This is a genomic window from Paenarthrobacter sp. NPDC090517 (assembly GCF_044769165.1).
Lineage (GTDB): Bacteria > Actinomycetota > Actinomycetes > Actinomycetales > Micrococcaceae > Arthrobacter.
Window position 1 is genome coordinate 209,140 of sequence record NZ_JBIVXN010000005.1, and the last position, 26,178, is coordinate 235,317.

Annotated in this window: 30 protein-coding genes; 16 read left to right on the top strand and 14 right to left on the bottom strand. The window is 62.0% G+C overall.

Annotated features, from left to right (window positions below; all coding sequences use genetic code 11):
• The first annotated feature begins 167 nt into the window (after positions 1–167).
• From ACIQTW_RS16550 to ACIQTW_RS16570, 5 genes are all read left to right on the top strand, one after another.
• The gene (locus tag ACIQTW_RS16550; RefSeq protein ID WP_402938970.1) at positions 168–1,133 is read left to right on the top strand and encodes an alpha/beta hydrolase; all 966 of its coding nucleotides are present in this window, start codon (positions 168–170) and stop codon (positions 1,131–1,133) included.
• 58 nt (positions 1,134–1,191) lie between these two features.
• Entirely contained in the window at positions 1,192–2,148 is a 957-nt protein-coding gene (locus ACIQTW_RS16555) for an alpha/beta hydrolase (protein WP_402938972.1), read from the top strand.
• A 91-nt stretch (positions 2,149–2,239) separates the two neighbouring features.
• Positions 2,240–2,866, top strand: coding sequence for an FMN reductase (locus ACIQTW_RS16560; RefSeq protein ID WP_402939294.1), 627 nt, complete (start codon positions 2,240–2,242; stop codon positions 2,864–2,866).
• Positions 2,867–2,884: 18 nt separating this feature from the next.
• Positions 2,885–3,307, top strand: coding sequence for a hypothetical protein (locus ACIQTW_RS16565; protein WP_402938975.1), 423 nt, complete (start codon positions 2,885–2,887; stop codon positions 3,305–3,307).
• A 109-nt stretch (positions 3,308–3,416) separates the two neighbouring features.
• Positions 3,417–3,767 carry a zf-TFIIB domain-containing protein gene (locus tag ACIQTW_RS16570; protein ID WP_402938977.1) on the top strand — a complete coding sequence of 117 codons (351 nt, stop codon included), beginning with the start codon at positions 3,417–3,419 and terminating at the stop codon, positions 3,765–3,767.
• 6 nt (positions 3,768–3,773) lie between these two features.
• Here ACIQTW_RS16570 and ACIQTW_RS16575 read toward each other — a convergent pair whose 3' ends face one another.
• Together ACIQTW_RS16575 and ACIQTW_RS16580 are read right to left on the bottom strand one after the other, a co-directional pair.
• Complete coding sequence (locus ACIQTW_RS16575; RefSeq protein ID WP_402938980.1) at positions 3,774–4,349, bottom strand: hypothetical protein; 576 nt, start codon at positions 4,347–4,349, stop codon at positions 3,774–3,776.
• A 7-nt stretch (positions 4,350–4,356) separates the two neighbouring features.
• On the bottom strand, positions 4,357–4,824 hold the full coding sequence (locus ACIQTW_RS16580) for a hypothetical protein (protein ID WP_402939296.1): 468 nt from the start codon (positions 4,822–4,824) through the stop codon (positions 4,357–4,359).
• A 589-nt stretch (positions 4,825–5,413) separates the two neighbouring features.
• On the opposite strand from ACIQTW_RS16580, the gene dnaB reads away from it, so the two are divergent.
• Complete coding sequence (gene dnaB, locus ACIQTW_RS16585; RefSeq protein WP_017197290.1) at positions 5,414–6,802, top strand: replicative DNA helicase; 1,389 nt, start codon at positions 5,414–5,416, stop codon at positions 6,800–6,802.
• A 529-nt stretch (positions 6,803–7,331) separates the two neighbouring features.
• On the opposite strand, the gene ACIQTW_RS16590 is transcribed toward dnaB, so the two are convergent.
• Genes ACIQTW_RS16590 through ACIQTW_RS16605 form a run of 4 tightly spaced genes read right to left on the bottom strand, consistent with a single transcriptional unit; the run spans position 7,332 to position 11,227 of the window.
• Complete coding sequence (locus tag ACIQTW_RS16590; protein WP_402938983.1) at positions 7,332–7,790, bottom strand: ribose-5-phosphate isomerase; 459 nt, start codon at positions 7,788–7,790, stop codon at positions 7,332–7,334.
• A 10-nt stretch (positions 7,791–7,800) separates the two neighbouring features.
• Positions 7,801–9,543, bottom strand: a complete 1,743-nt coding sequence (locus ACIQTW_RS16595) for a dihydroxyacetone kinase family protein (RefSeq protein WP_402938984.1) — start codon at positions 9,541–9,543, stop codon at positions 7,801–7,803.
• 38 nt (positions 9,544–9,581) lie between these two features.
• Positions 9,582–10,355, bottom strand: a complete 774-nt coding sequence (locus ACIQTW_RS16600) for an SDR family NAD(P)-dependent oxidoreductase (protein ID WP_179017986.1) — start codon at positions 10,353–10,355, stop codon at positions 9,582–9,584.
• A gap of 29 nt (positions 10,356–10,384) precedes the next feature.
• Positions 10,385–11,227, bottom strand: coding sequence for a sugar phosphate isomerase/epimerase family protein (locus ACIQTW_RS16605; protein ID WP_402939298.1), 843 nt, complete (start codon positions 11,225–11,227; stop codon positions 10,385–10,387).
• A 204-nt stretch (positions 11,228–11,431) separates the two neighbouring features.
• On the opposite strand from ACIQTW_RS16605, the gene ACIQTW_RS16610 reads away from it, so the two are divergent.
• The 5 genes from ACIQTW_RS16610 (at position 11,432) to ACIQTW_RS16630 (ending at position 16,359) form a co-directional block, all read left to right on the top strand.
• Positions 11,432–12,769 (top strand): MFS transporter, encoded by a 1,338-nt coding sequence (locus ACIQTW_RS16610; RefSeq protein ID WP_402938988.1) that lies wholly within the window; start codon positions 11,432–11,434, stop codon positions 12,767–12,769.
• Between the two features lie 62 nt (positions 12,770–12,831).
• A complete protein-coding gene (locus ACIQTW_RS16615) occupies positions 12,832–13,722 on the top strand; it encodes a transketolase (RefSeq protein ID WP_402938991.1) in 891 nt (296 codons plus the stop codon).
• Positions 13,719–14,756: a transketolase family protein gene (locus tag ACIQTW_RS16620; RefSeq protein WP_402938994.1), complete on the top strand. Its 1,038-nt coding sequence runs from the start codon at positions 13,719–13,721 to the stop codon at positions 14,754–14,756. The genes ACIQTW_RS16615 and ACIQTW_RS16620 overlap by 4 nt, the downstream gene beginning before the upstream one ends.
• Positions 14,757–14,865: 109 nt before the next feature.
• Positions 14,866–15,522 carry a GntR family transcriptional regulator gene (locus tag ACIQTW_RS16625; protein WP_402938997.1) on the top strand — a complete coding sequence of 219 codons (657 nt, stop codon included), beginning with the start codon at positions 14,866–14,868 and terminating at the stop codon, positions 15,520–15,522.
• A gap of 99 nt (positions 15,523–15,621) precedes the next feature.
• On the top strand, positions 15,622–16,359 hold the full coding sequence (locus ACIQTW_RS16630) for a VOC family protein (RefSeq protein WP_402939000.1): 738 nt from the start codon (positions 15,622–15,624) through the stop codon (positions 16,357–16,359).
• Positions 16,360–16,396: 37 nt separating this feature from the next.
• Here the strand turns inward: ACIQTW_RS16630 and ACIQTW_RS16635 are convergent, their stop codons facing one another.
• From ACIQTW_RS16635 to ACIQTW_RS16655, 5 genes are all read right to left on the bottom strand, one after another.
• Positions 16,397–17,371 carry an acyl-CoA thioesterase gene (locus ACIQTW_RS16635; RefSeq protein ID WP_402939002.1) on the bottom strand — a complete coding sequence of 325 codons (975 nt, stop codon included), beginning with the start codon at positions 17,369–17,371 and terminating at the stop codon, positions 16,397–16,399.
• A 48-nt stretch (positions 17,372–17,419) separates the two neighbouring features.
• Positions 17,420–17,983, bottom strand: a complete 564-nt coding sequence (locus ACIQTW_RS16640; RefSeq protein WP_402939004.1) for a hypothetical protein — start codon at positions 17,981–17,983, stop codon at positions 17,420–17,422.
• Entirely contained in the window at positions 17,980–18,312 is a 333-nt protein-coding gene (locus tag ACIQTW_RS16645) for a PEP-utilizing enzyme (protein ID WP_402939007.1), read from the bottom strand. The genes ACIQTW_RS16640 and ACIQTW_RS16645 overlap by 4 nt, the downstream gene beginning before the upstream one ends.
• A gap of 141 nt (positions 18,313–18,453) precedes the next feature.
• Positions 18,454–18,888 carry a DoxX family protein gene (locus ACIQTW_RS16650; RefSeq protein WP_402939010.1) on the bottom strand — a complete coding sequence of 145 codons (435 nt, stop codon included), beginning with the start codon at positions 18,886–18,888 and terminating at the stop codon, positions 18,454–18,456.
• A gap of 68 nt (positions 18,889–18,956) precedes the next feature.
• Positions 18,957–19,544, bottom strand: coding sequence for an antibiotic biosynthesis monooxygenase (locus tag ACIQTW_RS16655; protein WP_402939012.1), 588 nt, complete (start codon positions 19,542–19,544; stop codon positions 18,957–18,959).
• Positions 19,545–19,585: 41 nt separating this feature from the next.
• Here ACIQTW_RS16655 and ACIQTW_RS16660 point away from each other — a divergent pair, with 41 nt between their 5' ends.
• The 3 genes from ACIQTW_RS16660 to ACIQTW_RS16670 all read left to right on the top strand — a co-directional run bounded on the left by ACIQTW_RS16660 (position 19,586) and on the right by ACIQTW_RS16670 (position 21,933).
• The gene (locus ACIQTW_RS16660; RefSeq protein ID WP_402939015.1) at positions 19,586–20,926 is read left to right on the top strand and encodes an MATE family efflux transporter; all 1,341 of its coding nucleotides are present in this window, start codon (positions 19,586–19,588) and stop codon (positions 20,924–20,926) included.
• 9 nt (positions 20,927–20,935) lie between these two features.
• Positions 20,936–21,520: a DUF308 domain-containing protein gene (locus ACIQTW_RS16665; protein ID WP_402939018.1), complete on the top strand. Its 585-nt coding sequence runs from the start codon at positions 20,936–20,938 to the stop codon at positions 21,518–21,520.
• 68 nt (positions 21,521–21,588) lie between these two features.
• The gene (locus ACIQTW_RS16670) at positions 21,589–21,933 is read left to right on the top strand and encodes a hypothetical protein (protein WP_309074174.1); all 345 of its coding nucleotides are present in this window, start codon (positions 21,589–21,591) and stop codon (positions 21,931–21,933) included.
• 60 nt (positions 21,934–21,993) lie between these two features.
• On the opposite strand, the gene ACIQTW_RS16675 is transcribed toward ACIQTW_RS16670, so the two are convergent.
• Positions 21,994–23,499, bottom strand: coding sequence for a SpaH/EbpB family LPXTG-anchored major pilin (locus tag ACIQTW_RS16675; protein WP_402939021.1), 1,506 nt, complete (start codon positions 23,497–23,499; stop codon positions 21,994–21,996).
• A 179-nt stretch (positions 23,500–23,678) separates the two neighbouring features.
• On the bottom strand, positions 23,679–24,227 hold the full coding sequence (locus tag ACIQTW_RS16680) for a CGNR zinc finger domain-containing protein (protein ID WP_402939023.1): 549 nt from the start codon (positions 24,225–24,227) through the stop codon (positions 23,679–23,681).
• Positions 24,228–24,298: 71 nt separating this feature from the next.
• On the opposite strand from ACIQTW_RS16680, the gene ACIQTW_RS16685 reads away from it, so the two are divergent.
• Positions 24,299–25,339, top strand: coding sequence for an EamA family transporter (locus ACIQTW_RS16685; protein ID WP_402939026.1), 1,041 nt, complete (start codon positions 24,299–24,301; stop codon positions 25,337–25,339).
• A gap of 129 nt (positions 25,340–25,468) precedes the next feature.
• On the opposite strand, the gene ACIQTW_RS16690 is transcribed toward ACIQTW_RS16685, so the two are convergent.
• Entirely contained in the window at positions 25,469–25,732 is a 264-nt protein-coding gene (locus tag ACIQTW_RS16690; protein ID WP_011776688.1) for a WXG100 family type VII secretion target, read from the bottom strand.
• 158 nt (positions 25,733–25,890) lie between these two features.
• Between ACIQTW_RS16690 and ACIQTW_RS16695 the strand changes: the two genes are divergently transcribed.
• Positions 25,891–26,163 carry a DUF2277 domain-containing protein gene (locus ACIQTW_RS16695; protein ID WP_216924537.1) on the top strand — a complete coding sequence of 91 codons (273 nt, stop codon included), beginning with the start codon at positions 25,891–25,893 and terminating at the stop codon, positions 26,161–26,163.
• Positions 26,164–26,178 lie beyond the last annotated feature (15 nt).

The window sequence follows — 26,178 nt, forward strand, 5'->3', positions numbered from 1 at the left end:
CCCTCGGGGACGCCCTTCAGCCTTAGCATGGTCCTCAGATGCGCCGACCGGGGGAGAGTGTGATGGGGCCGTTGGAATCAATTCAAGCGAGCACGAGGCAGGACGAGCCAGTCCGAAAGGGATTGCCCTCGAAGGCCAGGCGGACGCGGTCTACGCGAAAGCTGGAGTTGGCCATTTTGCTGGTGCTCATCGTCGCCCTGGCACTTTCGGCCACGCCATGGCCTTCGGCAATGCTGATCCGAAGTGTTTTTGAACGCGGGGCGCAGGCAACGATTGACGAAATGACGCCGTACGTACCGGATGCACCGCTGCAAACCCGGCCCGGCGTCGTGTACAAGCCCGGTTCCACCTTCGACGTATTCAGCCCTGCAGGCACCACTGCGCCACTTCCCACTGTGGTGTGGATACACGGCGGGGCTTGGATTTCCGGGGCCCAACGGGATGTCAATCCCTATCTCCAGATCATTGCGGCCGAGGGTTACACCACCATTGGCATGAGCTATCCGATTGCCCCCGAGGCCACCTACCCCACGGCTGTAGGTGACATCAACGAAGCCCTTGCCTACATCAAGGCCCATGCCGCCGAGCTTAACGTGGACACCAACCGCATCGTCCTGGCCGGGGACTCTGCCGGCGCGCAACTCGCGAGCCAGATGACCACACTCACGGTGAACCCCGAGTATGCCAATCTCATGGGAATTCAACCTGCGCTACAGAAGTCGGAGTTGGCGGCCACCATCCTGCATTGCGGCGTCTATGACCTTCGGGCCATGGCCGACCTCAGCGGAATTGTGGCCTGGGGATTCAAGACGTCGCTGTGGGCCTACACGGGCACGAAGGATTGGTCCGCCACCTACGCTGGCGCCACCATGTCCACTATCGATTTCGTAACCGAAGACTTCCCGCCGACCTTCATTAGCGGCGGCAATGGCGACGGGCTCACGTGGTTGCAGTCTGTTCCCTACAGTAACCGGCTGAAGGATGCCGGAGTCCCTGTGACCGAGCTCTTCTGGCCCGCTACGCACGAGCCTGAACTGCCGCATGAATACCAGTTCCACCTGAACTTCGACGAGGCACGCGAAGCGCGGGACAAGACTTTCGACTTCCTCTCCACGCACGCGGCGAGGCAGTAGTCCCTGGTGACAGGGGAGGTAATTCAAAGTATCTCCATGATGGAACTATTATTGGGGTATGACTTTCTCCCCTGAGGCCCTTCCCGTTGCGCGCCAGCCCGTTCTCTCCTGGGCATCCGCGGCGTGTGTCGGGGCCTTGATCCTGGTCCCGGTGTGGATGCTGATCGGCAATCCAGCTGTCCTGCGCGGACACCCGTTGCTGCCCGGCCTCCTGGTGACTGCCGCCTTCGTCGGAGCTCTTTGGGGTGTCCTGCTCTGGCGCCGCCGCGGTGCGCTCCGTAAGCGTTCGGCGCTGAGGGCCATTGGTGCGTGGGGTGGGCGGGTCCTAGTGTTGGCACTCGTGGCCATGCTGGTGTGGCTGAACCCCTTCGCCTATCAAGTCGGCGACGCGCCTGAAGCCTGGGTCGCGGGGGACGTTGCAGAGTCGCTAACGGCCATCACTATGACTCCGGCTGGGGAGCCCGCTACCAAGGGACTGATCTTCTATCCCGGCGCCCGCGTTGAAACGCGAGCTTACGCGGACATCCTTAGGCCAGCGGCGGATGCGGGGATTCTCGTGGTGATTCTCAAGACGCCCCTGAATCTCAGCTTGCTGGATGGAAGCCAGGCCCGCGGAGTCATGGACGACCATCCGGAAATCTCCACGTGGACAGTGGGCGGGCATTCGCTGGGCGGAGTCAGTGCGAGCTCCTTTGCCCTTGCTAACCAAGACGTGGACGGGTTGCTCCTATACGCCTCCTACCCTTTGGACTCCATGCATGACCGGTCGGGGCTGCAGGTCCTGTCCGTCTCAGGCTCTGAAGACGGACTCGGTACGCCAGCCAAGATCGACGCTTCCCGCGAGCTGCTGCCCCTCGATGCGAGCTTCGTCGAGATTCAGGGTGGGAATCATGCGTTCTTCGGAAGCTATGGTGCTCAGCCTGGCGACGGTAATCCCACGGTTGACCGCGCGGTGGCACAAGGGCAGATTGCCGAGGCTACTGTGTCGTTTCTGATGCAGCTCAAGGGTGGCTAGGGCCTTCCGGGAATACTTCGGAGCGTTGCCCTGTTCATTGATTTAGATGCAAACGCATGTAAGCTGGATGAACGAGCAACAGGAGAATGCCATGGAAACGCGCCGCATTACCGTACTTTCCGCCGGACTCGGCGTCCCGTCGTCGAGCCGCTTGCTGGCTGATCAGCTGGCCGCCTCCGCTGAGCGGCAACTGCGCGCGGCCGGGTACGACGTGAAGATCGACGTTGTTGAACTGCGCGACCTGGCGGTGGACATCGCCAACAACTTCGTCACCGGATATGCGGCACCGCGCCTCGCGGACGTCATTGCCGGCGTCGAGGATTCCGACGCCATCATCGCGGTCAGTCCCGTCTTCAGCGCCTCCTACAGCGGTCTGTTCAAGTCGTTCATCGACGTCCTGGACCCGAAGGCGTTGGAGGGCAAAGCCGTGCTGCTGGGCGCCACGGGCGGCACCGACCGCCACCAGATGGTCCTCGACTACGCGATGCGTCCCCTATTCAGCTACTTGCGCACCAGGATCGCGGCCACGGGCGTCTTCGCGGGGCCACAGGACTGGGGAAACACCGACGACGGCGCCTCGCCCCTCTCGGTGCGCGTCGACCGGGCCGCGGGTGAACTCGTGCAGCTGTTGAGCGGGTCGCAGCCGCGCCGCAAGAACGACTCGCTCGAGTCGCTGCCGTTCGAACAGTTGCTGGCTGGGATTTCAGCAGGCCGGTAGCCCCTATTTAGGGCAGTAATGGAAATCTATCCGCTCTGCCAAAGCCTGGGGTCATTGATCGTACGCTGGGGAATGAACGGATCCGACAGCATGCCGAAGAATAATGGGATCATGCACAATCGAGAGCTGCACGACCTGGACGATCTGGACGAGTTGCTGGCGGACGGCGAACCCCTGACCGTGGCGAGGATATCGACCTACCTCGCCGCGCGTCGCGTGGCGACCGCGAATTGGTTCGGTCCGACCGGCCGCGCAGAAAGGTCGACGTGGATCGATCGCGACGGCACGGGCTGGCGAGTGTGGGACACCGATGAGCGCGCCGGGATCATGGACTTCACCACCATTCGCACCGAGTCGGAAACAGAGGCGCTGCGCAGCTTTCTCCTCCGGGCGCGGTATCACCTCAATCAAGACAGGAAAGCTGTCCGGCGCGACTTTTGATGTGGGAACGGGGAGGGCGCACTCCTTCCCCAACTGGTTCATCAGCCGTCCCTTACTTGGAACGAACTATTTTGATCGCTCGATCGTTGGGGCAAACATGAAGTGTCCTGTGGATTCCATTGACCTGGTGATGAGCGAACGAAGCGGCGTGGAGATCGACTACTGCCCGCAGTGCAGGGGCGTGTGGCTGGACCGTGGGGAGCTGGACAAGATCATTGATCGTGTCGCGGCGGAAACCATTCCAGCTCCGGCCCGGCCCGCCGCCGCGCCGTCCCAGCCTCCTATCGCGCCGCCACCCATCTACAATCCCTTTGAGTCGCGGCCCCAGCAGCCGCGTTACGACGACCGGGACCGGCGCGACTACGACCGGAGGGACAATGATCGTCGCGACGGCTACGACCAGTACGGCCGCAAGCGGAAGAAGAAGGAAGGCTTCCTGGGCGACTTGTTCGACTTCTAGGCGCCCTTAGTCGTCCAAGAGTTCGATGAACTCACGGGCCTGCTTGATGTTGATGTCTGAGTGGCGCGTCAAAGCAAGTGCCGCGCCCTCCACATCACCGCTCTTTGCCAGCGTGCGGATTCGTCCGTAGATCTCGTCGTTGAGCATGTTGCTGCTCACTTCCCGGGTGACGTCGCCCTTGCTGACGATTGCCCTGTATCTGTAGGGGAAGCGTTCAGGTTCGTCGTCGTCGTCGGCCAGCAAGTCTTTGGGCGGGGCCTCCGGCGTGAACGGCTGAGGGTGCGCTGCCAGGGCACCGACGGCGTTACGCGAGGCCCGCAGGCCCTCACCAGTCGCCTGCAGGTATAGCTTGATGGCTGCCATGCCCTGTCCCTGGGCGATGAGGGAGTAAAGCTGCCGGTGTTGTTCCTGGTTGAGTTTGGCCGCAGACTCCTTTGCCAGCTCCACCGGGTCCTTGGGGGCGTTCGCCGCTGCGATGGTGGCCTTGCTTTCAGCCGAGCGCTTGGTGAATGAGCGAATAAGCAAAAGCACGCCCGCAATGACCGCAATGAGGATCAGGAGCGGGATGAGGATGGAATCCATGGCGTTGTCAGAGCCGATCTACGTAGTTCTTGGCGGTAAGTAAATCTGAGTGGGTGGCCTGGCGCAGGACTTTGATGGCCTCGATCTTTTTCCCGCTCCGGACCAGGTTTTGTAACTCGAAGGCGAGTTGCGGGTTCAACTGACCGTTTGGAAGTACGGCGGGCTGATGTCCCGTTTGGCCATCAGAGCGCCCGGTCTGGGCTTGGATGGGGGTCCTGGCGTTCTCGGCTTGTTCCCTTTGGCTGGCCACGTTCTGGCTCGGCTTGGTGGTGGCTTCGATTCGAGCGCGGAGGGCCAGTGCTTCCTGCACTTGGGACGCTTGGTGCGCAGCGGAACGCGCCGCTAATTCACGCTGATACCTCTCTGCATCCGAAAGGCCCGTGTCGCGCGGTTTGAAGGCCGCAGTGAGCGCCCACAGCAGGCCCACGAGGACAAGAAGCGGAAGGACAATCGTTAGTACGTCACCAAAGTTCATCCCCATGCTTAGAGCTTATGCCAGAAGTTGGTTATCCACAGCACATTCCACTTCCGGCATAGGCTTCTGAGAGAACCGTGTCAAATTAAGAGCTTCTTTGTTAGATGCATCACAATTTCGGCATGTTTAGCACGTTTTACTGTGCCTGAAGGACCCGACAGCGTGCGGCCTCTGTGGATTAGTTCCGCCCAAATCTTTCTTGGGTCCACAGCTTGTGAAGAGTGTTTCCGCAGGTCAGAGGCTAATTGCTCCTAAAAGAAATTCTCTATCCACAGGGTAACGCACAGTCTGTGCACAACGTGGAGCTTGTATTCCACAGGTTTTCCACAGGGGGTATCAGGCGCCTGCTGTAACGTGTCTGAAGTGTCCATTTTGGGCATGAATATCCCGCGCTGGGTTTCTTGGGGTCCCACAATGTCGCTACTTGTGACGGGTCTACGGAACCCACTGTGGATAACTTGTGGATATGGCTATTTTGTCGGACCTCCCTGCCATCGTGAGATGCGTCAGGCGGACCCTGTAGCCACATCGCGCTTTACGGGCCGCCAGGACAGTACACCCTGCAGCGGTACACAAATGGAGGACGGCTTTGTCAGTTACGCACTTGGACTCAATCGAGGGCTCACGCGCTTCGGACTCGAGCCGGAAACCTCCCCAGGACATCCCTGCTGAACAGTCGGTACTCGGCGGCATGATGCTGTCCAAGGACGCCATTGCCGATGTAGTCGAAATCGTCCGTGGGCACGACTTCTATCGTCCAGCACACGAGACCATCTACGAGTCCATCATTGATCTCTACGGCCGCGGCGAACCTGCAGACGCCGTCACCGTCTCAGATGAGCTGACCAAGCGTGGTGAGATCAACCGGATCGGCGGTCCCGCCTACCTTCACGAGCTCATCCAAACGGTCCCCACAGCGGCCAACGCCGGCTACTATGCCGAGATCGTTGCTGAACGCGCCGTGCTGCGCCGCCTGGTTAACGCCGGCACCAAGATTGTCCAGATGGGCTACGGCCAGGACGGCGAAGTGGAAGACCTCGTCAACCAAGCCCAGGCCGAGGTGTACGCGGTAGCTGAGAAGCGTACTGCGGAGGACTACGTGGCGTTGAAGGACGTCATGGAATCCACCGTGGATGAAATTGAAGCGTCTGGTCACCGCGGCGAAGGCATGACGGGCGTTCCTACCGGCTTCTACGAGCTGGACGAGTTGACGCACGGACTTCACCCCGGCCAGATGATTGTTATCGCGGCCCGTCCTGCCGTGGGTAAGTCCACGTTCGCACTGGACTTCGCCCGATCCGCGGCCATCAAGAACAACCTGGCTACGGTCATGTTCTCCCTGGAAATGGGCCGGAACGAGATCGCCATGCGTCTTCTCTCCGCAGAAGCCACCATTGGCCTGCAGGATCTGCGCAAGGGCACCATCAAGGACGAGCAATGGTCCAAGATCGCCACCACTATGGGCCGCATGAATGATGCTCCCCTGTTTATTGACGACAGCCCCAACATGTCCCTCATGGAAATCCGTGCGAAGTGCCGCCGCTTGAAGCAGCAGCACGACCTCAAACTCGTGATCCTCGACTACCTCCAGCTCATGAGCTCCGGTAAGAAAGTTGAATCCCGCCAGCAGGAAGTCTCCGAGTTCTCCCGTGCCCTCAAGCTGCTTGCCAAGGAGCTGCAGGTTCCCGTCATCGCACTGTCACAGCTGAACCGTGGTTCCGAGCAGCGCCAGGACAAACGCCCAATGGTGTCCGACCTCCGTGAATCAGGCTCCATCGAGCAGGACGCCGACATGGTCATCCTGCTCCACCGTGAAGATGTCTACGACAAGGAATCGCCTCGCGCCGGTGAGGCGGACATTCTCATCGCCAAGCACCGTAACGGTCCCACCAAGGACATTGTGGTCGCCTTCCAAGGCCACTACTCACGCTTTGCCAACATGGCGGGCGAAACAGGTGCCGGGGGCGGCGGCTTCTAGCCGACTACGTGGCCTGCGGTACCTTCCAGCTGCGCCGGGGTTCGAACTGAAGGGGAGTAGCGGTAGCTCAGCCACTGCATGAGGTGAATGATGTGCCTGCAGCGCTTGCTGGATGACTTGGTGGCCGGCGGAGCGAGGAAGCTGGTCCTCGAGAGCGACGATTCGCTACAGCAGTCAGACCGCCGACTCATCGCGCAGCACCTGAAGGCCATCGGATGCGGGGATGGATTTCAGTACACGCACTGCAAAGCCCATGAGGAGCCCCTGCTCTGGGTCAGCGATGCCGTGGCTTGGTGTCACCAAAAAGGTGGCGACTGGATTCGGAAAGCATCACCGTTAGTCCAGGAGATCATTTTTTGCGAACGTTAAACAACGCAGGCCCGGCTCGTCATACCATCCGGAAGACTGCCAGGCCCACTTCTCAGGGCTAATGCCCTTTGCAACATTGAGCCTATCGCAAAGAGAAGATTCGGACTACTGCGTGTGAGGGCCGTAGCGTACTTCTGCGGATCCCGGCTGCACCGCTGTCTCAGCAGCCCTCAAAGTCGCTAAGCACCTTGACCTTCGCGGCCGAACCTGATGAAGGATCGAACGCGTAGCCGATCCACTCCCTGGCCAGGCGACGGGCCAACTCCTCGCCCACAACGCGCTGTCCCATGGTCAGGATCTGGCAGTCGTTGGACAAGATTGAGCGTTCCACGGAGAACGAATCGTGGGCCGCTGTCGCCCTGATGCCGGGGACCTTGTTGGCCGCGATGGCCACGCCTATCCCTGTGCCGCAGAACAGGATGGCACGGTCCGCTTGGCCGTCGCGGATCATTTCACCGGCCGCGATACCCACGTAGGGGTACGGCCTGGTGAAGTCTTCATCAGCACGGTTCACGCCGATATCAATGACCTCCGTGACCCTGGAGTCAGCCTCAAGGTCGGCCAGGACTCGGTTCTTGTAGTCGACGCCGGCTTCATCGGCACCCACAATGATGCGCATGGAAATTCTCCTAGTTGCTTGCTGCGGCTGGAACGGGAATTGCGGTGAAGTGAGGCCCGACGGCGGCAAACACCATGGCGAGCGACGTCGCACCGGGATCCGGCGTGCCTATGCTCTTCTCGGCCAATGGTCTGGCGCGTCCCTTGAGGGGACGAAGCCCTGCGGTAGACGCAGCCGCCTCGGTAGCGTCTGATGCAGCGGCTGCCCACGCGTCCTCGGCAGCAGCGCCTGATAGGACACGGTCTTCAAATGAGGATGCAAAGGGCAGCAGCGCATCCATCATGGTTTTGTCGCCGATCCCGGCTTTTCCAAGGTTCGAGATCCGGTCTGCGAAGGCTCGAACAGACTGGGCGAGGACATCCGGCGTCGGGGTCTCTGCATCTCCCAACCGCTCGCCAAAGGCGCGCAATCCCGCGCCCCACAGAACCCCGGAGGTTCCGCCTGCCTTGTCTGCCCAAGCGTCCCCGGCAGCTGCAAGCAGCGAACCAGCACCTGCGCCGCGTTCGAACGAAGCGGCAGCGGCGTCGAGGGCTGCCATGGATCCACGCACCATGCCGCGGCCATGGTCCCCGTCGCCCGCAATCGCATCCATGTCGCCCAGCATTGCTTCGGAATCGCGAAGGAGCGCCGCCGTCGTGTCCAAGGCTTGAAGGCACTGTGAGGCATAAGCGCGGGACTCGTCTGTGGAGGAGTAGTTGGCAACGGTAACGGCGTCCGGCTCAGTTTCAGAGGCGTGAGACGCAGCGATGTCGAACCCGACAGCACCGCGACGGTAGGCCGGTGTCAGCGCCGGAGCGGTCCAGTACTGTTCCAGCTCGTCATCCAGCCACGTCAGTGTCAGCGATGCGCCGGCCATGTCCAGGCTGGTCACCAACTCACCCACCTCCGGCATCACCAAGGTATAGCCGGCTTCGCGGAGCAGAGGAGCCACGGTGCTCCAGAGGACGAACAGTTCTTCGTGCTTCGTGGAACCCAGACCGTTGAGGATCACCGCGAGACGGGAGGAAGCCCCCACGGGCGTTTCGGCTAACACCCGACGCACGAGTTCCTGCCCCAGCTCGACGGCGGACGGCAGCTCGGTATCGAACAGTCCAGGCTCGCCGTGGATACCAAGGCCCAGGCCCATCTGTCCCTCGGGAAGGCGGAACAACGGCTGATCGGCGCCGGGGAAGGTGCATCCGCGGAAGGCTGTGCCAATGGTCCGCGTGAACTCGTTCGCCTTCCGCCCCAAGCGAACCACGGAGTCCAGGTCCAGTCCGGCCTCGGCAGCGGCTCCCATGACCTTGAAGACTACGAAGTCTCCGGCGATACCGCGGCGCTTCTCGATCTCATTGATGGAGGCGCTGGCGATATCGTCCGTGACAAGCACGTTCTCCGTGGCGATTCCCTCGGCATTCAGTCGCTCACTGGCCATGCCGAAGTTCATGAAGTCCCCGGCGTAGTTGCCGTAGGTGAACACAACGCCGGCTCCGGAATTGGCAGCCTTGGCCACGGAATAGGCCTGCTGCGAGGAAGGTGAGGTGAAGATATTGCCCACCACGGCACCGTCCGCGAAGCCCGGCCCGATGATGCCGGCGAAGGCAGGGTAGTGACCCGAGCCGCCGCCGGTGATGACGGCGACTTTCGGCCTTGCCGGGCGGCTTCGGCGGACAGCGCCACCTTCAACCTGGCGGACGAGGTCGGAGTGGGCGTCGCAGAAACCGGCGAGGGCTTCGTCAGCGAAGTCGGCGGGATCGTTGAAGATTCTGGTCATGGTGGGTCCTGATTCTGGATTTCGGACTGGGGAGGGACTTAGTGGATGTGGCTGCCACCGTTGATGTCGATGGTGGTGCCGGTGAGGTACGCGGAGTCCTCGGAGGAGAGGAACGTGATGACGGCGGCTACTTCCTCCGTGGTGGCGTTGCGGCCCAAGGGGATTCCGGCGTTGATGGCGGCTTCCTGCTCTTCGGTGCTGCCGACGCGGATGTTGGTGTCCACGGCGCCGGGCGTGATGGCGTTGACGGTCACGCCGGTTTCGCCGATTTCGCGGGCGAGTGCCTTGGTGAAGCCGAGGATGGCGGCCTTGGCTGCGGAGTATGGAACCTTGCCGAACACGCCGCCGCCGCGTTGCGCGGAGACCGAGGACATGTTGACGATACGGCCCCAGCCGTTGGCGATCATGTCAGGAAGGAACGCCTTGGTGACGAGATAGGTGCCAGTCGCGTTGACGTCCATGACCTTGTGCCACAGCTCTAGCGTGGTTTCCAGGAAAGGAACGGGGGAGGTGATGCCGGCGATGTTGGCCAGGGCGCCCACGGGCGGGAGGTTTCCGGCGGCAACTTCTGCAGCGACTGCGGCCTGGGCTGCGGTGACGGAGGCTTCGTTGGCTACGTCAATCTCGTAGCCGAAGGCCGGAACATTGAATTCGTTGGCGATTTCGGCGGCAACCTTGGCGGACTTCTCACCGTCGAGGTCCAGGATGACGATGCCCCAGCCCTGGTTGGCGTAGCGGCGGGCGGTGGTCAGGCCGATGCCGCGATCGGACGTAGCTCCGGTGAGGACGGCGGTGCGCTGGATGGTGGTCATGGTGCTCCTTGAATATGAGGTGACGCGGTTTAGATGAGGTCTGAAATGAAGCTGGCTGCTTTGGCTGCGGCGGCGGGGCGTTCGTCGTGGGTAACGTCCCGGGTTTCGAGTTCCAGGGAGAAGTGGCCTGTATAGGCAACGCTCCGTAGTGCTGCGAGTCCGGCGGCGAAGTCGGCCTCGCCGTTGCCGACGCTGAGGTTGATACGCCCTGGCTCGTCGTCGCTGGCCGCCACGGCATCCCGCACATGGACGTGTTTGATGCGGCAGGCGAAACGGTCTACGAAGTCCACGGGGTCGCCCCCGGAAGCGACGATGTGGCTGAAGTCCATGACGAATCCGACGTCGGAACCGGCAAGGCGGTCGGCGAGGAGCTGTGCACGCTCACTGTTCCAGCACAGCCGGTAATAGTGCAGGGATTCGGTCCACAACTCCACACCGAACTCCGCGGCGCGCCCGGCGGCATGGATCAGTTGCGCCGCCACGAGGTCGATGTCCTCTTCCAAGCTCCGCAAGGGATCGTGGTCGATGGCCCCGCACGGCAGGACAAGTGCCTTCGCGCCGGTTTTGGCCGCAAGGGTGAGCAGCATCTCGAGGTGCCGGTCGCGCGCTTCCCTCGTGCCGGCGTCGAGCGTTGCGTTCAGGTCTCCGATGTCGCCGTTCACCGAGCGAACGCGCAGTCCCGAGCTAATAACGACGGCGGCAACCGCCTCCACTGCCGCGGCGTCCAGTACGTAGGGCACATGGTCGCAGACGCCGGGGAGCGCGCCGAGATCGATTTCCTCGAAACCGAGTCCACGCATGGTGTGCAGGGCAGTGGCCAGATCCTGGTGGCGGAAGCTGATGGACGAACAGCCCAGTCGTTGATGAAACATCGTCATTGATCCTCAAATTGGGGCCCTCGCCAGAGAGGGACCTTAGTGATGGACACCACGTTAGCTAGGTTGACTGTCAACAGTCAACCTCCGAGGTTGACTGTTGACATCGCTGGTGTCGTCGGTCACAGTTGACGTATTATGTTGACTGTCGACAGTGGGGTTGCCGAAGAAGCACCACACTCTTGAAAGGGAAAGACACACATGAGCAATGAAGCTCTGACCATGCGTGGTCCGGTTCATGGAACCAAGGAAGCAAAGCGCGTCGCCGTCGGTTCCGGCGTTGGCGCAGTCATCGAAACCTACGACTTCATCGGTTTCGGCACCGCCGCAGCACTGTACTTCGGTACGGCGTTCTTCCCGGGCGCCGACCCGGTGACTGGCACCCTGGCCTCCTTCGCGACCCTCGGCGTCGGCTTCGCTGCCCGTCCGCTGGGTGGCATCATCGGTGGCCACCTCGGCGACAAGCTTGGCCGCAAGCCGGTCCTGGTTGCATCACTCATTTTGATGGGCCTTGCCACCTTCGCCATCGGCCTGTTGCCCACTTACCAGCAAGTGGGCCTCCTGGCTCCCGCACTGCTGGTCCTCGTCCGCATCATTCAAGGCCTGGCCTTCGGTGCTGAATGGGGCGGTGCCATCCTGATGAGCTACGAGCACGCACCGTGGAGGAAGAAGGGCCAGTTCACGGGCATCGTCCAGGCCGGCTTCCCGGTTGGCCTCCTGCTCGCCAACCTTGTCTTCCTGAGCAGCGTGGGCCTCGGCAGTGAGTGGGCCTGGCGGGTGCCGTTCCTCGCGAGCATCGTCCTTGTGGCTGTCGGCTTGATCATCCGCTCCAAGGTTCCCGAGTCCCCGGTATTCGAGGACGTGAAGGCCAAGGGTGACATCGTGAAGTCCCCCATCGTCGAGGTCATCAAGACCGACTGGCGCAACATCGTCCGCGGCATAGGCCTCCGCATCGCTGAAACTGCCGGCTACGCCGTGTCCGTGACGTACATGATCTCCTACCTGCACACCAACAACCTGGCGAACAAGACCGAAACCTTGGTGGCGCTCTGCATCGCGGCCGGCATCGGTATCTTCGCAACGTACTTCTGGGGCAAACTGACGGACCGCGTTGGTCGCCGTCCTGTTTACATCTGGTCCACAGCGTTCGCAGTTGTGTTCGGCATCCCGATGTTCATGCTGGTCAACACCGGCCTGTTCCTCCTGATCATCGCAACCATCGTCATCGCCTACGCTGTCTGCCAGAACTCCCTTGCCGGCGCCCAGGGGGCCTGGTTCCCGGAACTCTTCCAGGCCAAGACCCGCTCCTCCGGCGCCTCGCTGTCCTACCAGATCTCCGCCATGGTCTCCGGCTTCACCCCCTTCATCACCACCCTGCTGTTCGTCAGCATGGGATGGATGGGGCCGGCACTGTTGTTCAGCATTTACGGAGCCATCGGCCTGGGGGCGGCACTGATTACCCGGGAAACCTGGGGAAAGCGCGAGCGTGCCCTCGCTGAAGAAGCCGCCAGCAAAACACCCCAGACGGTAAACGCCTAAGCAGCCATCGACGTCGGGCGCGTTCTCTCCATCAGCACGCGCCCGACTCCGGAAGGAAACCAATGACTCTCTCTTCAGTCGAAGTGGCAGTGGCCACTCCTACACCCGAGCGTGTGGACCGCATCCGCGCCGCCGCCTACCGCATCCGTCATCACGCGCTGAATATGGGCGAAGTTCAAGGGCAGGGCTATGTCGGCCAGGCCCTCGGTGCGGCCGATATGTTCGCCGCCGTCTACGCCGATCAGCTGACGTACCGCGCCGAAGATCCGCACTGGGAAGGACGTGACCGCTTCCTTCTTTCCACCGGGCACTACGCCATTGGTCACTATGCAGCGCTAGCCGAAGCTGGAATCGTTCCGGTGGCCGAGCTCGAAACGTACGGCTCCGATGATTCCCGCCTGCCGATGTCGGGTATGTCCACTTACACCCCGGGGATGGAAATCTCAGGCGGTTCGCTGGGACACGGCCTGACGGTTGCCGTCGGAATGGCTTTGGGCCTGCGTCTTCAGAGCTCAACGTCACGGGTGATCAACTTTCTGTCCGACGGTGAGTTGGACGAGGGTTCCACCTGGGAAGCCGCCATGGGTGCACACCACCACCAGCTCGGAAATCTGACCGCCATGGTAGACATCAACGCCCTCCAAGCAGACGGGGCCACGGAAACAGTGCTCCGCACCGAACCGGTCACCGAAAAGTGGGAATCGTTCGGCTGGTACACCCAGCGCGTGGACGGGAACGACGTCGGTGCGCTGCTGGCGGCCTTCGACAACATCGCTGCTGCGGCGGCGCCGATCGGGCGGCCCTCGGTCATCCTCTGTGACACCAAGGTGGGACGCGGTGTGCCGCTCTTGGAAACCCGCGAAAAAGCGCACTTCATGCGCATCGAAGAAAACGAGTGGCAGATCTGCCGCGAACAGCTGACCGCAGGATACGAAGGGACGGCTTCAGCATGAGCACAATAACGACGACGGCCAGTGCCGCTGCTTCATCGGTCGCCGCCTCGACGGCGAAACCGAAACTGAAGACCTCCGCCATGATCGCGTCCTTCGCCGATCCTGGCCAGAAGACCACCTCCGCACCGTTCGGGCATGCGCTGGTCAAGGCCGCCGAAGCGGACTCCCGGATCGTCGGTCTGACCGCAGATCTTGGTAAGTACACGGACATGCACATCTTCGCCAAGGCGTTCCCGGAGCGGTTCTTCCAGATGGGCATGGCCGAGCAGCTCCTCTTCGGCGCCGCTGCAGGCATGGCAGAGACTGGCTTGATCCCGTTCGCTTCCACCTACTCGGTGTTCGCGGCACGGCGTGCGTATGACTTCCTGTGCCTGGACATCGCCGAGCCGAACCTCAACGTCAACATCATCGGGGGGCTCCCTGGCCTTACCACCGGGTACGGACCGAGCCACCAGGCCACCGAGGACATGGCGATCTTCCGCGGCATGCCCAACCTCACCATCGTGGATCCCTGCGACTCCGTCGACATCGAACAGGCCGTTCCGCAGCTTGCGGCCTCCGACGGACCAACATACCTGCGCTTGCTGCGCGGTAACGTGCCAACCGTCCTGGACGAGTACGACTACACGTTCGAGCTCGGCAAGGCCAAGGTCCTGCGCGGGGGCAATGACGTTGTTTTCGTTTCCTCCGGCCTGATGACCATGCGCGCTTTGCTGGCGGCCGATGCCCTGGCGAAGCACAACGTGGATGTCGCCGTGGTGCACACACCCACCATCAAGCCGTTCGACTCTGCCACCGTACTGGCAGAACTGAACACCGACCGGCTGGCCGTTACTCTGGAAAACCACACGGTTGTTGGCGGCTTGTTCGAAACTGTTGCCTCCGCCGTCGTCACCGCCGGTCTCGGCAAGCGGGTGGTGCCCATCGCGCTTCCCGATCAGTTCCTCGACGCCGGTGCGTTGCCCACGCTGCACGAACGATACGGATTGTCCGTGGACCGGATCGTGGCGAAGGTGCTCGCTGAGCTCGGGTGAGCTTTCTTGGCGGGGTGGGGCGGACACGACTGCCTGTCCCACCCCGCTGCCCGTAGTATCGACTGTTAACAACGGACTGTTAGCAGTCGCCCATAGAACCGAGGACACCATGGCCGTCACCGCATCCCTGCTGGGACTTGAGAAGAAGAGCCTGCGCGAACAGGCACTCGCAGCACTGCGGACCGCGATCACCAGTGGCGAACTCGAGCCCGGGCGGCACCTCGTGGAAACCGAGCTTTCCGAGATGCTCCAAATCAGCCGCGGCACCCTTCGGGAAGCCCTGCGCCAGCTGGAACAGGAGGGCCTGATCGCCGCAGGAGCACGCGGCCGCATGTCCGTGCGGCACCTCGACGTCAAGGAAATCCGGGACATCTTCGCCGTGCGAGGAGTCTTGGAATCGTTGGCCGCCCGGACCCTTAGCGACATGCCGGACAAGGACGCCGCACTCGCAGAACTGCGTGCCGCCGTCGACAATATGGACAAAGCCGCCAAGGCCTCACTCCAGGAGCGGATCGAATCCGACCTTGAGTTCCACCGCACACTCTGCCGCCTGTCCGGAAACGAAACGTTGCTGCACTCCTGGGAATCCCTGGAGGGCTCCATCCGGATGTCCATCATGTTTGCCGGATTGGAACGCGCCACCCGGAATATGAGCGTGGGCCGGCATCACGACATTGTTGCTGCCATCGAGACTGGAAATGCGGCGAAAGCACGGGAAACGATCATCGCGCACATGGACAGCGCCGCGGAAAATCTGGTCGGCTAGCTTCTCCATTGGTTGGTTAGCCGCTTTTCCGTTGTTGGGCAACGATGCAGCAGCGGGGTAGCAACGGTGTTGCCGGACAGGGGTATAGGGTAAGGCGTCATGGCGTTGAGACTTGTTCAGGTGAATTTCAAAGCACGGGATGATTCAGGCCTCGGGCAGTTTTGGGCTGATGCTCTCGGCTGGGGTGTCTCCAGTGAGGGGCCCGGTGTGACCAACGTTGAACCCCTGGATTTCACTTGGCCGGACCCCTCAGCCGTCTGCGTTGACGTTGTGACAGTTCCGGATCCGGAAACGGTGAGGTACCGCGCCCACCTCGATCTCGCTACCACTTCCGCAGCTCATCAAGAGGAGCTGGTGGCGCGGCTCAAAGGGCTCGGCGCGACACCGGCGGACGTAGGCCAGGGAGATGTGCCGTGGACAGTCTTGGCCGACCCCGAGGGCAACCTGTTCTGCGTTCTGGAACCCCGCCCCATCTATCAGGACACAGGTCCCATCGCCACTGTGGTGGTCAACTGTACCGATCCGCGGGCCATGGCCGACTTCTGGAGTGAGGCGATGGACTGGACCCTGCACGAAGTCAACGATGATCATGCGAGGCTGCGTTCGGCTCAGGGGGTCGGGCCATATTTGGAGCTGCTTCGCACGCCAGACCCGGACACACTGCCGAACCGTATCCATCTCGACCTAATGCCGTATCCCGGTGATGATCAAGCCGCTGAAGTGGCGCGGCTACAAACACTGGGCGCGGCTAACATCGACATCGGCCAAGGCGATGCGCCGTGGCGTTGCCTCACGGACCCTGAAGGCAACGAGTTCTGCGTCCTGACGCCGGGCTGACCATAAGGCTCGTAACCCCGGCCGTGCCAAGCGGTTGTTAGCTGCCTGACGCCTTCAACAGGTGATCCGGCAGTCGGTTTCCGGGAGCGCGGCCACGGATTTCCAAGAGTTCACGGGCATGCGCGTGCAGCTTTTTGTCCTCCTCGGATACTGGCACCCAAGAGGGAATCGGCACGGCAGTCCCTGTTTCGTCGCGCGCCACCATCACAGTGAGGCAATACGTGGTCAGGTTCATTTCGCGGGTCTTGGGATCACCGGAGCGTACGTGGACCGCGATGTGCATACCCTTGGCACCGGTGTAGACGAGCCGCGCCTCTACCTCGACGACGTGGCCAATCAGCAGGGGCCGGTAGAAACGGACGCCCCCGGAGAACACAGCCACAGTGTCTTTGCCGCAGTATCGGGAGGCGCAAACGTACGCTGCTTCGTCGATCCACTTCATCACGATGCCACCGTGGACCTTGCCGCCCCAGTTGACGTCAGTGGGGGACGCCATGAACCGCAGGACAACACGTTCGGCGGTTCCGGCGTCGGTATATTCCTGGGCGTTCATCGCGTTGACTATCTGCTCGCGAACCTCGATACGGGCCAGTGCGTGGTCGCGCTGCTCGACTTCTTCGGGCGTGGATGGCTCAAACTGGGGAACAGGAATCGGCTTGCCGTCAGGTCCCACTGCTACGAAAATCACCATGCACTGGCTATGCATCGTCTCCGGCCCGCCCTTGGGATCGCGGGAGCTGACCACCGTATGGATGTGCATCGAGGAGCGGCCGGTGTAGACGATGGTGGAGGTCACTTCCACCATGTCGCCGCTGTTCACCGGATCCGTGAAGTGGATGTTCCCCACGTACGCGGTGACGCAGTACGACTTCGACCACCCAACTGCTGCTGCGTACGCGGCCTTATCCACCCACTCAAGGACTGTACCGGCGTCGACTGACCCGCTGTGGCCTACGTCCATGGGAGCCGCGAGGAAGCGGAGGGTCACTGAATTGGCGGCGTCATCGCTCATGCTTGGAATCTTACTGTCGCCAGGTTTCTGTTACGTGACTAAGTCCGATTACGCCCGCTGGATGCCGAGGGTGGCGATCAGGTCCTCGTGGAGTTCGAACCAGACCCCGTGGAAGGAATCCCGGTCTATAGCTGTTAGCCAGGCTGTGTCCTGGACAGCGTGCTTGAGTGCGCCCAGCAGGCGCTCTGAGTAGCCCTCAAACCGAGGCAACAAAGCGCTCAGCTGCGCTTCGAGCAGACGCCAGGACGCCAGGGCGCTTATTAGGACGTCCATGGCCTCATTACTGGCCGGAGAGTGCAGCTGGGCGGCACTGCAGGCATCCACGACGCCGGTGTTGATGTCCGCGAAATTGTCATGAACCGCCAGCACCGCGTCTCGTGCACCGGCGTGGTCCAGTTCTTCTGCCAGCAGCCGCTCGTTCTCCAATCTCCCGAGACTCGACAGCGACCAGCCGCTGGTCCCCACGAAGGTGCTGTGCGTAACAAAGCCGTTCACTCCGGCGTCGATGAGCTGGGACTCCACCAACCCGGGGTCTTGCGAGAAACGAGCCGCCACCGCATGCGTATCAGCGAAACCGAGGAGGCGGACCGCATGCAGGGTGAGGAGAGTCATTCTCTATCCATCAGGGTGATTGTTCCCCGGGACCCGTCAATGGCCAGGGGGCCGCCGTCGGCGAGAACGTGCAGGGCATCCCGTACACCCAGTACGGCAGGGATCCCGAACTCCCGTGCAACGATCGCGGCGTGCGACAACATTCCACCCGTTTCCGTGATTACTGCCGATGCCATTCCGAAGAGAGGCGTCCACGCGGGGTCGGTGGTACGGCAGACCAAAACATCGCCGGGCTGGAAGCGGGTGAACTCGTCGGGACCGTGAATGAGCCGGGCATTGCCGCGGGCGGTACCAGTGCTGGCGCCGACGCCTGTGAGGATGGTCATCATCAGGCTATTTCTACTACAGAAAACACTTGCACGCTCTCGCACATCCCGGCCCTTAAAGCCCGATGCTCTCTCACTTTCCTGAAGAGAGTGAGAGAGCGATCGGCTGAAGGGCTTGTTATGTGCGAGAGATCGGGGGTGGCGCTACGCGAGGACGCGGAGTTTCGATCCCGAGCGGCTGAATAGTGCGGCGTCGGCAGAAAGCTTGCCCGCACCGGCCAGTGCCAGGGCCAAGGCGGCGCCTGCGAAGAGCAGGACAAGCTCGTACCCGCCATTACCGACAAAAACGCCGGCTGGCGCGTGAACCAGGAACAGCGCGCCGAGCATGTTGACGGCCAGCAAGGTTGCAAAGATGCGGGTCAGGAGGCCGATGATCAGGGCAATGCCGCCCACGAGCTCGAGGGTTGCGACAATCGGCGCTACTGCCGATGCGGCTGGGACTCCCATCTGGGTGAAGGAGGCCTGCGTTCCGGCGATAGTGAATTCGTTGAACTTCTGCCAACCGTGCGCGGCGAAGAGAAATCCTGCGATTACGCGCAGGATGGTCAGGGCAGTGGTGGTCAAGCTGGACTTGTTCATACCTTCAACCATTCCGGAAGAAGGTTGAAGTGTCAACCAAATAAGGCTCTTTATGACCAAACTCCCAGCTACCGGTCCTGCAACCGCCGTCTGCTGCGCGGCTTCGCCTGGAGCCAAGGCTGCAGCAGCCGTGTGGTGATCGGCAGGAAGATGTAGGTCATCAGCGGGGTCAGGATCACGATGTTCAGCAGCACCGCGAATACCAGCGGCCAGTGCTGAGTCAAAGGGTGCAACAGGAAATTCGCCAACAGACTGAGCGGGAAGAACGGCAGGAAGATGCTGATGGCCTGCTTCCAGCGAGGCGGCACAACTGTTTCGGGCACAATCACCGAAACGTCTCCGGGCTGCGAGAACCATCCCTCAATCCCCGTGTGGCGCTCCACCCGGGTGGTCTCCATCATGTCCCTGGCACTATCGATCCACCAGCGACGCTCCTCGGAGTCCTCCCACTCCTGCAGCGAATCGGCGTCCGCGAAGCGATAAAGCATGTGCCATTCAGTGGAATCGACGCCATTGCGTACCCATCCGGAACCCAGATATCCAGGCCATTCGCGGGCGAGTTCCTGTCCGGCGTGGGCCCAGGCATTGGCCTGCCGGGTATAGCCGGGAAGAATAGTGCGGGCGACGGAAACGGTGACGGGATGCTCATGTGACACGGCCCAAATGTACCCGGCCTGCGGCGGACTAGGCTTGTTTAGTGCCTCAAACCACAACCGCCCCCGCCCGCTCCAACGCCCGCGAGATCCTGCGCCTGGCCGTCCCGGCTTTCGGGGCGCTCATCGCCGAGCCCATGTTCCTGCTGGCTGACTCCGCCATTGTGGGGCACCTGGGCGTCGACCAACTCGCCGGCGTGGGACTTGCGTCCACCATCCTGCACACCGCAGTGGGGCTGATGGTCTTCCTGGCATATTCGACGACGCCGGCAGTCGCCCGGGCGATAGGCGACGGTAAATTGGGGAAGGCTTTGGCAGCAGGGCGCGACGGCGTCTGGCTGGCGCTGCTGCTTGGGTTGGCGCTCGCTGTGGTCGGCTTCGTGGCGGCCGAACCGTTGGTTGGCTTCATGGGGGCGACCGGAGACGTTCAGCAATTCGCCGTCGACTATCTGCGATGGTCCATGCCTGGGCTGGCCGCAATGCTTCTCATCTTCGCCGGCACCGGAGTGCTTCGCGGACTCCAGGACACCCGGACGCCGCTTGTCGTGGCAACCGCAGGCTTCGCCCTGAACATCGCCCTCAATCTGTTCTTCGTCTATGGGTTGAACATGTCCGTGGCAGGTTCGGCGGTGGGTACAAGCATCGCGCAGTGGGCCATGGCTGCCGTGTACCTGGTGATGGTCAGTCGGAATGCACGGCAACACGGGGTGTCCTTGAGGCCCGACTGGCACGGCGTCCGGGCCATGACCAAGGTGGGTTCGTGGCTTATGCTGCGTACGCTGAGCCTCCGCCTCGCCATCCTTGCGACTGTTTTGGTGGTGACTGCGCAGGGTGCCGTCAACCTGGCCGCGCACCAGTTGGCCATGACCATCTTTTCCTTCCTTGCCTTTGCCCTGGATGCGTTGGCGATCGCCGCGCAAGCCCTGATCGGCAAGGAACTTGGCGCCCGTAACGCCCAACGTGTCCGTGAATTGACCCGCACCATGATTCGCTGGGGCCTCGGATTCGGCGTGATCACCGGCGTACTCCTGGCGATCGTTGCCCCGTGGGCCGGATACCTCTTCACGTCCGACTCCGGCGTCCGATCAGCCCTGACCATCGCTCTCTGGGTCCTCGCGGTGGGACAGCCGCTTGCCGGCTATGTCTTCGTCCTGGACGGTGTCCTTATCGGCGCCGGCGACGCACGCTACCTGGCGATTGCCGGCGTCGTAAACCTGGTGGTGTACTTGCCGTTGCTGGTGGCCATCCACCAAACTAAGCCCGCGGGCGAGGCAGGGCTGCTGTGGTTGTGGGCCGCGTTTGCGCTGGGCTACATGCTTGCCCGAGGTGTGACTTTGGGGCTGCGTGCGCGGACCGATCGGTGGATGGTGCTGGGTTCGCACTAAACTGGACGGGTGACTCTCCCAGCGAATCCTGCCCAGACTCCTTCTGCTCCCGCGGACGGACTCTGGAAACCTGTGCTGATCCGAGCCACGGTTGCGCTGCTGTTCGGCGCGGTCACCATCTTCTGGGCTTCGCCGTCCGTGCACGTCCTGGCGTGGGCAGTGGGGCTGTATTTACTCGCCACTGCCGGTGCTGTGTGGATGTCCAAGGCTCTACCAGTGGCCGTTCCGGTGGTTGTTGCACTCGGAGGCATCGGTGCCTTGGTCACCCAGTCTGACCAAGGCGTTGCCCTCTCGGCCATGTTCGCGCTGCTGGTGCTGGGCCTCCTTGAGTTCGTCCATGGTCTCCGGAAGCGGGACGTGTTGGCACGCGATTGGCTCATTTCGGGTGTTATCGCCGTGGGCACTGCCGTGATGCTGCCGTTCTTTACTTCGCTGGGTGCGCATGCGCTGCTGGGCGTGGCTGGTGGTGGGGCCATCATTTCCGGCGTGCTGTGGATCCTCTCCGGCTTGACGCTGCGGCACGATGCCAGGAACGGGGCAGGCGGCCCTTCCCGGACCGCTGCTCCCGGCGCTTCGCCCGAGGCCGTAAACTAGTAGCTGGACGTTCTACTCTTTGTAGAACTTTTGCAGACCGGCGGATACGAACCGCCATCATTGGAGGAATGACCGTGGCAGACCAGACACCAGGAGAACCGCGCAAGATGCGGACCTCGGTCAAGGGACCCCTCATGTTCTCCGCATTCTTTGCAGTACTGGCCTTCGTTGCCGTGCTCATCTTCGCTTCCGGTGGTAGTGCTCGCGCTCCACGCTTCGATCTCGCTTTCACGGGTGCCGGCATCGCATTCATCGTGAGCCTCGTTGTGGCGGCCATGCTGTCCATGAGCCACAAGGAGAATGCCGACCACCTCGGCAAGGGCTCCGGCGTTAACCTCAGCTCCAAGCGCCCCGGCCATGGCCGCCCGGGCGCTCCGGATTCCGAGACTGAAACGCCCGACGCCGGCCACTAACCTTCTACGGTTCGGCGCTCCAGTCCCGTGGAGCGCGGCTTGAGCGGACGTATGTGCTGACTAGTTCCTGGTATTGCGGCGGTTCCGTGCGAACAGGAGTCCTGCGCCTACGACCAGGAGTGCTCCGGCTGCGTAGAGCAGGCCGGTTCCGACGCCACCGGTGAGGGGCAGTTCGAAGCCGCCGTTGGACGGGATGTTCTTGACGCTCAGGTCAATGCCGACGGTGGTGCTGGCAGAGTTGATCAGGAAGGAGATCGGCTCGGCGAGCAGTTCGTATCCGGCCGGGGCGATGGTCTCGACCAGGTAGTAGGTGCGGTAATCGGCCGAACCCGGTGCAACAGCTGCGCCATCTGCCCAGTCCGAGTAGCGCAGACCGGAGATGGTCAGGGTGCCATCAGCAGCGACGGTGAAGACGCTTTGGCCGTTCAGCGCGACCGGGTTGGTGCCGGCCAGTGCGTCAGCTTCGTTGGTGTAGACCGAGAAGGAAGCGCCAGCCAGGGCTGTGCCGTTCTCGTTGACCTTCTGCAGGGTCATTTCGCCCCACTTGGTCACAACCGGAGGCGTAACCACCGGTCCTCCGGGCCCACCGGCAACTGTAGTAAAGCTGCCCAGGTTCGGGTAAACCAGAGCTTCGTTCTCGATTTCACCGATGGTGTTGACGGTGGTGTTTACAACGACCTGAACGCGGGTGGCGTTGCGTGCGGCAAGAACGCCACGGCCGAGTTCCGTGAAGACGATGGAGACCGTGTTCGTTGCTGCGTCGAAGACCACGTTGTAGTGGGTGCCTTCGGTGATGACGGTGCCATCAAGCAAAGTAGCGGTGGCGCCGACGTAGCTCAGTTTGGGATCGAGGACGTCCACGATCTTGTAACCATCGATGACGGCTTCGTTGGGGATGTCACCGGTGATGGTGAAGTCGATCTGGTCGCCCAGCTTCACGTCGGGGGCATCCGTAACAGTTTTTTCTGCACCGGCAATGGAGTTCTTCGGGTAGACGTGAACGTCGTAGATCCAGTTGTCCTGGTTATCCGGGTCGGTCAAGGGAACCGATACCAGGAACGGAGCCGAGGGGGTCACGCCGGCGGGGTAGTTGGTCTCGGTGACCAGGTACAGGCCAACGGGGAGATTGGCGAACGCTGCGGTGCCGTCAGCAGCAGTGGTCTGGGCCTGCCCTGCACCCAAGCTGTAACCGGCGCCCGTGATGGAGCCTTCAGGATCGGCCGGGGCGAAGACACTGCTCAGGTTATGGGCTGCGTCCCAACCGGCATTGGTCGACAGGTCAATGGTGTTGACCTGCTGAATCGTGAACTCAATGCCACCCAACGGCGTCAACCCGGAGGTGTCGGGTGCTGCCATGGCGAGGGCGTCCCCAGCCCCGAAGTTGTTTCCGCCGCCATTGATCGGGGGTCGCGGTGGTTTCTCAAATTTGTGGATAGTAATGGAGCCCGTCTGGTCCCCGTCAACCACCGGGGCGGCAGATGCCGGGGCAGCGGGAAGGCACATTGCCAACACCGCTGCGGCAAGTGTTGTGGCGACGATACGTGTACGCTCGAACTTTTTCCGCATGGAATTCCTATCCCTGACGCTTGGCGGGCGGCCCTCGCGGAGGGTTGCCCGAATGTCCTTGCTTTGGGATAGGTGACGTCAACGTGGGGTTCGTGATGCAAAGAGAGGCGTGAATCTGGTCACACTGGGATTGAGCGTGCGGCGTTGCCCGCCAGGGTGAGCGGCGGCGCCGGTCTTTATCACTCGCCTTCGGCAGCCTTCCTGGCGCGATATGCAGCGACGTGGGCGCGGTTGGCGCAGTTCCCTGTGTCGCAGTAGAGCTTGGAGCGGTTGCGGCTGAGGTCAAGCACGACGGCGTCGCAGTCGTCCGCCGCGCACACCCGCATGCGGTCCATTTCCTTGCTTCGGATGACGTCGATGATGGCCATGGCGGCTTCGGTCCCCATTCGGATTGCCAGTGGTGCTTCCGGGGTGGTGGCGTGGAGGTGCCAGTCCCAGTGATCATGTTTCACGAGTTGCGGGAGCGCCTTCGCGTCGGAGAGCAGCTTGTTGACGGACTTTGCCGCCGTGTCCTCGTCAGCGCTCCAGAGTGCAGTCAGTTCGCTACGGAGTCGCTTAATGCTGCTCAGTTCCGCTGGAGTGTTTACCCGTGATCCGGTGAACTCTTCGGCGTCCAGGAAGGAGTCGAGATCCTCCACTGTCGCCAGTAATTCCCCGCCATTGGAGGCCGTGTTGACCAGATTGACGACGCTACGAAGGGCAATCACGGTGTCAGGCGCAAAAAGCACTTTGACTCCTTACATGTTTCGAGAGTACTGTCATGACCATAAGCCCACTTTACTCCTGACAGGAGGCTGCTGTGTCAGCTCCAACGACGAAGGCTGATGCAAAGAGTTTCCTGGCATCAGGACTCGGCATCGCACTCTTTTCTTCCGCTGTTTTCGGCACGTCCGGCTCGTTTGCCAAGTCGATGCTTGAAACCGGCTGGTCACCCGGCGCCGCAGTTGCCGTGCGCCTCACCGGTGCCGCACTGATCTTGGTGATTCCCGCCGTCATGGTTCTTCGCGGCCGATGGCACCAACTCAAGGACAACTGGCTCACCATCCTGCTGTTCGGGCTCATCGGAGTTGCAGGGTGCCAGCTCTTTTACTTCAATGCCGTGGCCCGCTTGTCCGTGGGCGTAGCTCTGCTGCTTGAGTATCTGGCTCCGGTGATGATTGTGCTGTGGCTCTGGATTGCCAGCCGACGGCGGCCCCGTGCGCTCACTGCTTCCGGTGCCCTGTTGTCCCTGGGCGGACTGGTCCTGGTGCTTGATCTGACGGGTGCCGTGAAGGTCGACTTTATTGGAGTCCTTTGGGGTATGGCCGCCGCAGTCTGCCTAGTGATCTACTTCTTCATCACTGCCAAGGAGAATGACAGCCTCCCTCCGCTGGTGCTCGCTTCCGGGGGCCTCTTGGTGGGCGCGCTGGTCATGTGGCTCGTCGGGCTGCTGGGGCTGCTGCCCATGACCTTCAGCACCGCAGACACTACGCTGGGGCCGTGGACCACTCCGTGGTGGGTCTCCGCCGTCGGGCTCATCATCCTGGCCACAGTGCTCGCGTACGTTTCCGGGATCATGGCTGCCCGCAGCCTGGGTTCCAAGGTGGCTTCCTTCGTGTCCCTCACCGAAGTGCTGTTTGCAGTGATCTGGGCTTGGCTGCTGCTGGGTGAACTCCCCGGCCCCATTCAGCTGCTGGGCGGACTCCTCATTGTGGGAGGCGTGGTCCTGGTCCGGGTCGATGAGCTGCGGGGAGATCGCAGGGCGGCCGTTACTGCCCAAGAAGCGGCCCGCGTTCTGGATCACCCGAACGACGTGGAACCCGTCCCTTCCGGTCACATCACCAAGGCGCCCCGCACCTAGGCCACGGAACTCCCGGGTTTGTTCGAAGTCCCAGCCATACAACGGCGGTACGGGCGAACAACACCGGGAGCCCTGCTCTTAACAGTGAAAACCCCGGACGCTGATGCGTCCGGGGTTTTCCCAACTGTCTTAGTTGGAGGCCTGCTGCTGCTGCTCAGCGTTCTTCTGAGCGCGGTCGCCGGCTTCGCGAAGTGCGTCGGCAACCTTCTTCAGGTTGGAAGCGTGCTGGCTGTCCCACTCGCCGCGGAACTTGTCAGCGTCCGGGCCCTTCCAGTCGGTGCCGTCAAGTGCGCCCTTGAGCTGTGAACGCTGCTGCTCGATGTTCTCAGCACCGGCCTTCAGCTTGTTACCGAGCTGACGAAGCTGATCAACATCTGCACCCCAAATAGCCATGAGATTCTCCTTCATTTTTTCGGACCCGAGCTCTTCGGCATCCCCAGCGGCCTCCGGCTCATCCGGAAGATCCAATAGCTAAAACCTATCCCGGGAATCCAAAAACCGTCGATGGGCACCCCTCCCCATGCAGCACTGCCCATAGTTAGCATGGGGTTATGTGCCGCAATATCAGGACCCTGCATAACTTCGAACCGCACGCTACGAGCGCCGAAGTGGAGGCCGCTGCCCTGCAATACGTGCGCAAAATCAGCGGATCCACCAAGCCCTCCAAAGCCAATGAGGAAGCCTTCGCGGAGGCTGTCCACGAGATCGCGCACATTACGCAGCATCTCCTGGACTCCTTGGTGAGCCACGCCCCGGCGAAGAACCGTGACGAGGAAGCCGCCAAAGCGAAGGCCCGGGCGGCGGTCCGTTTCGGAACCGCTTAGCCCAGGCCACAACCG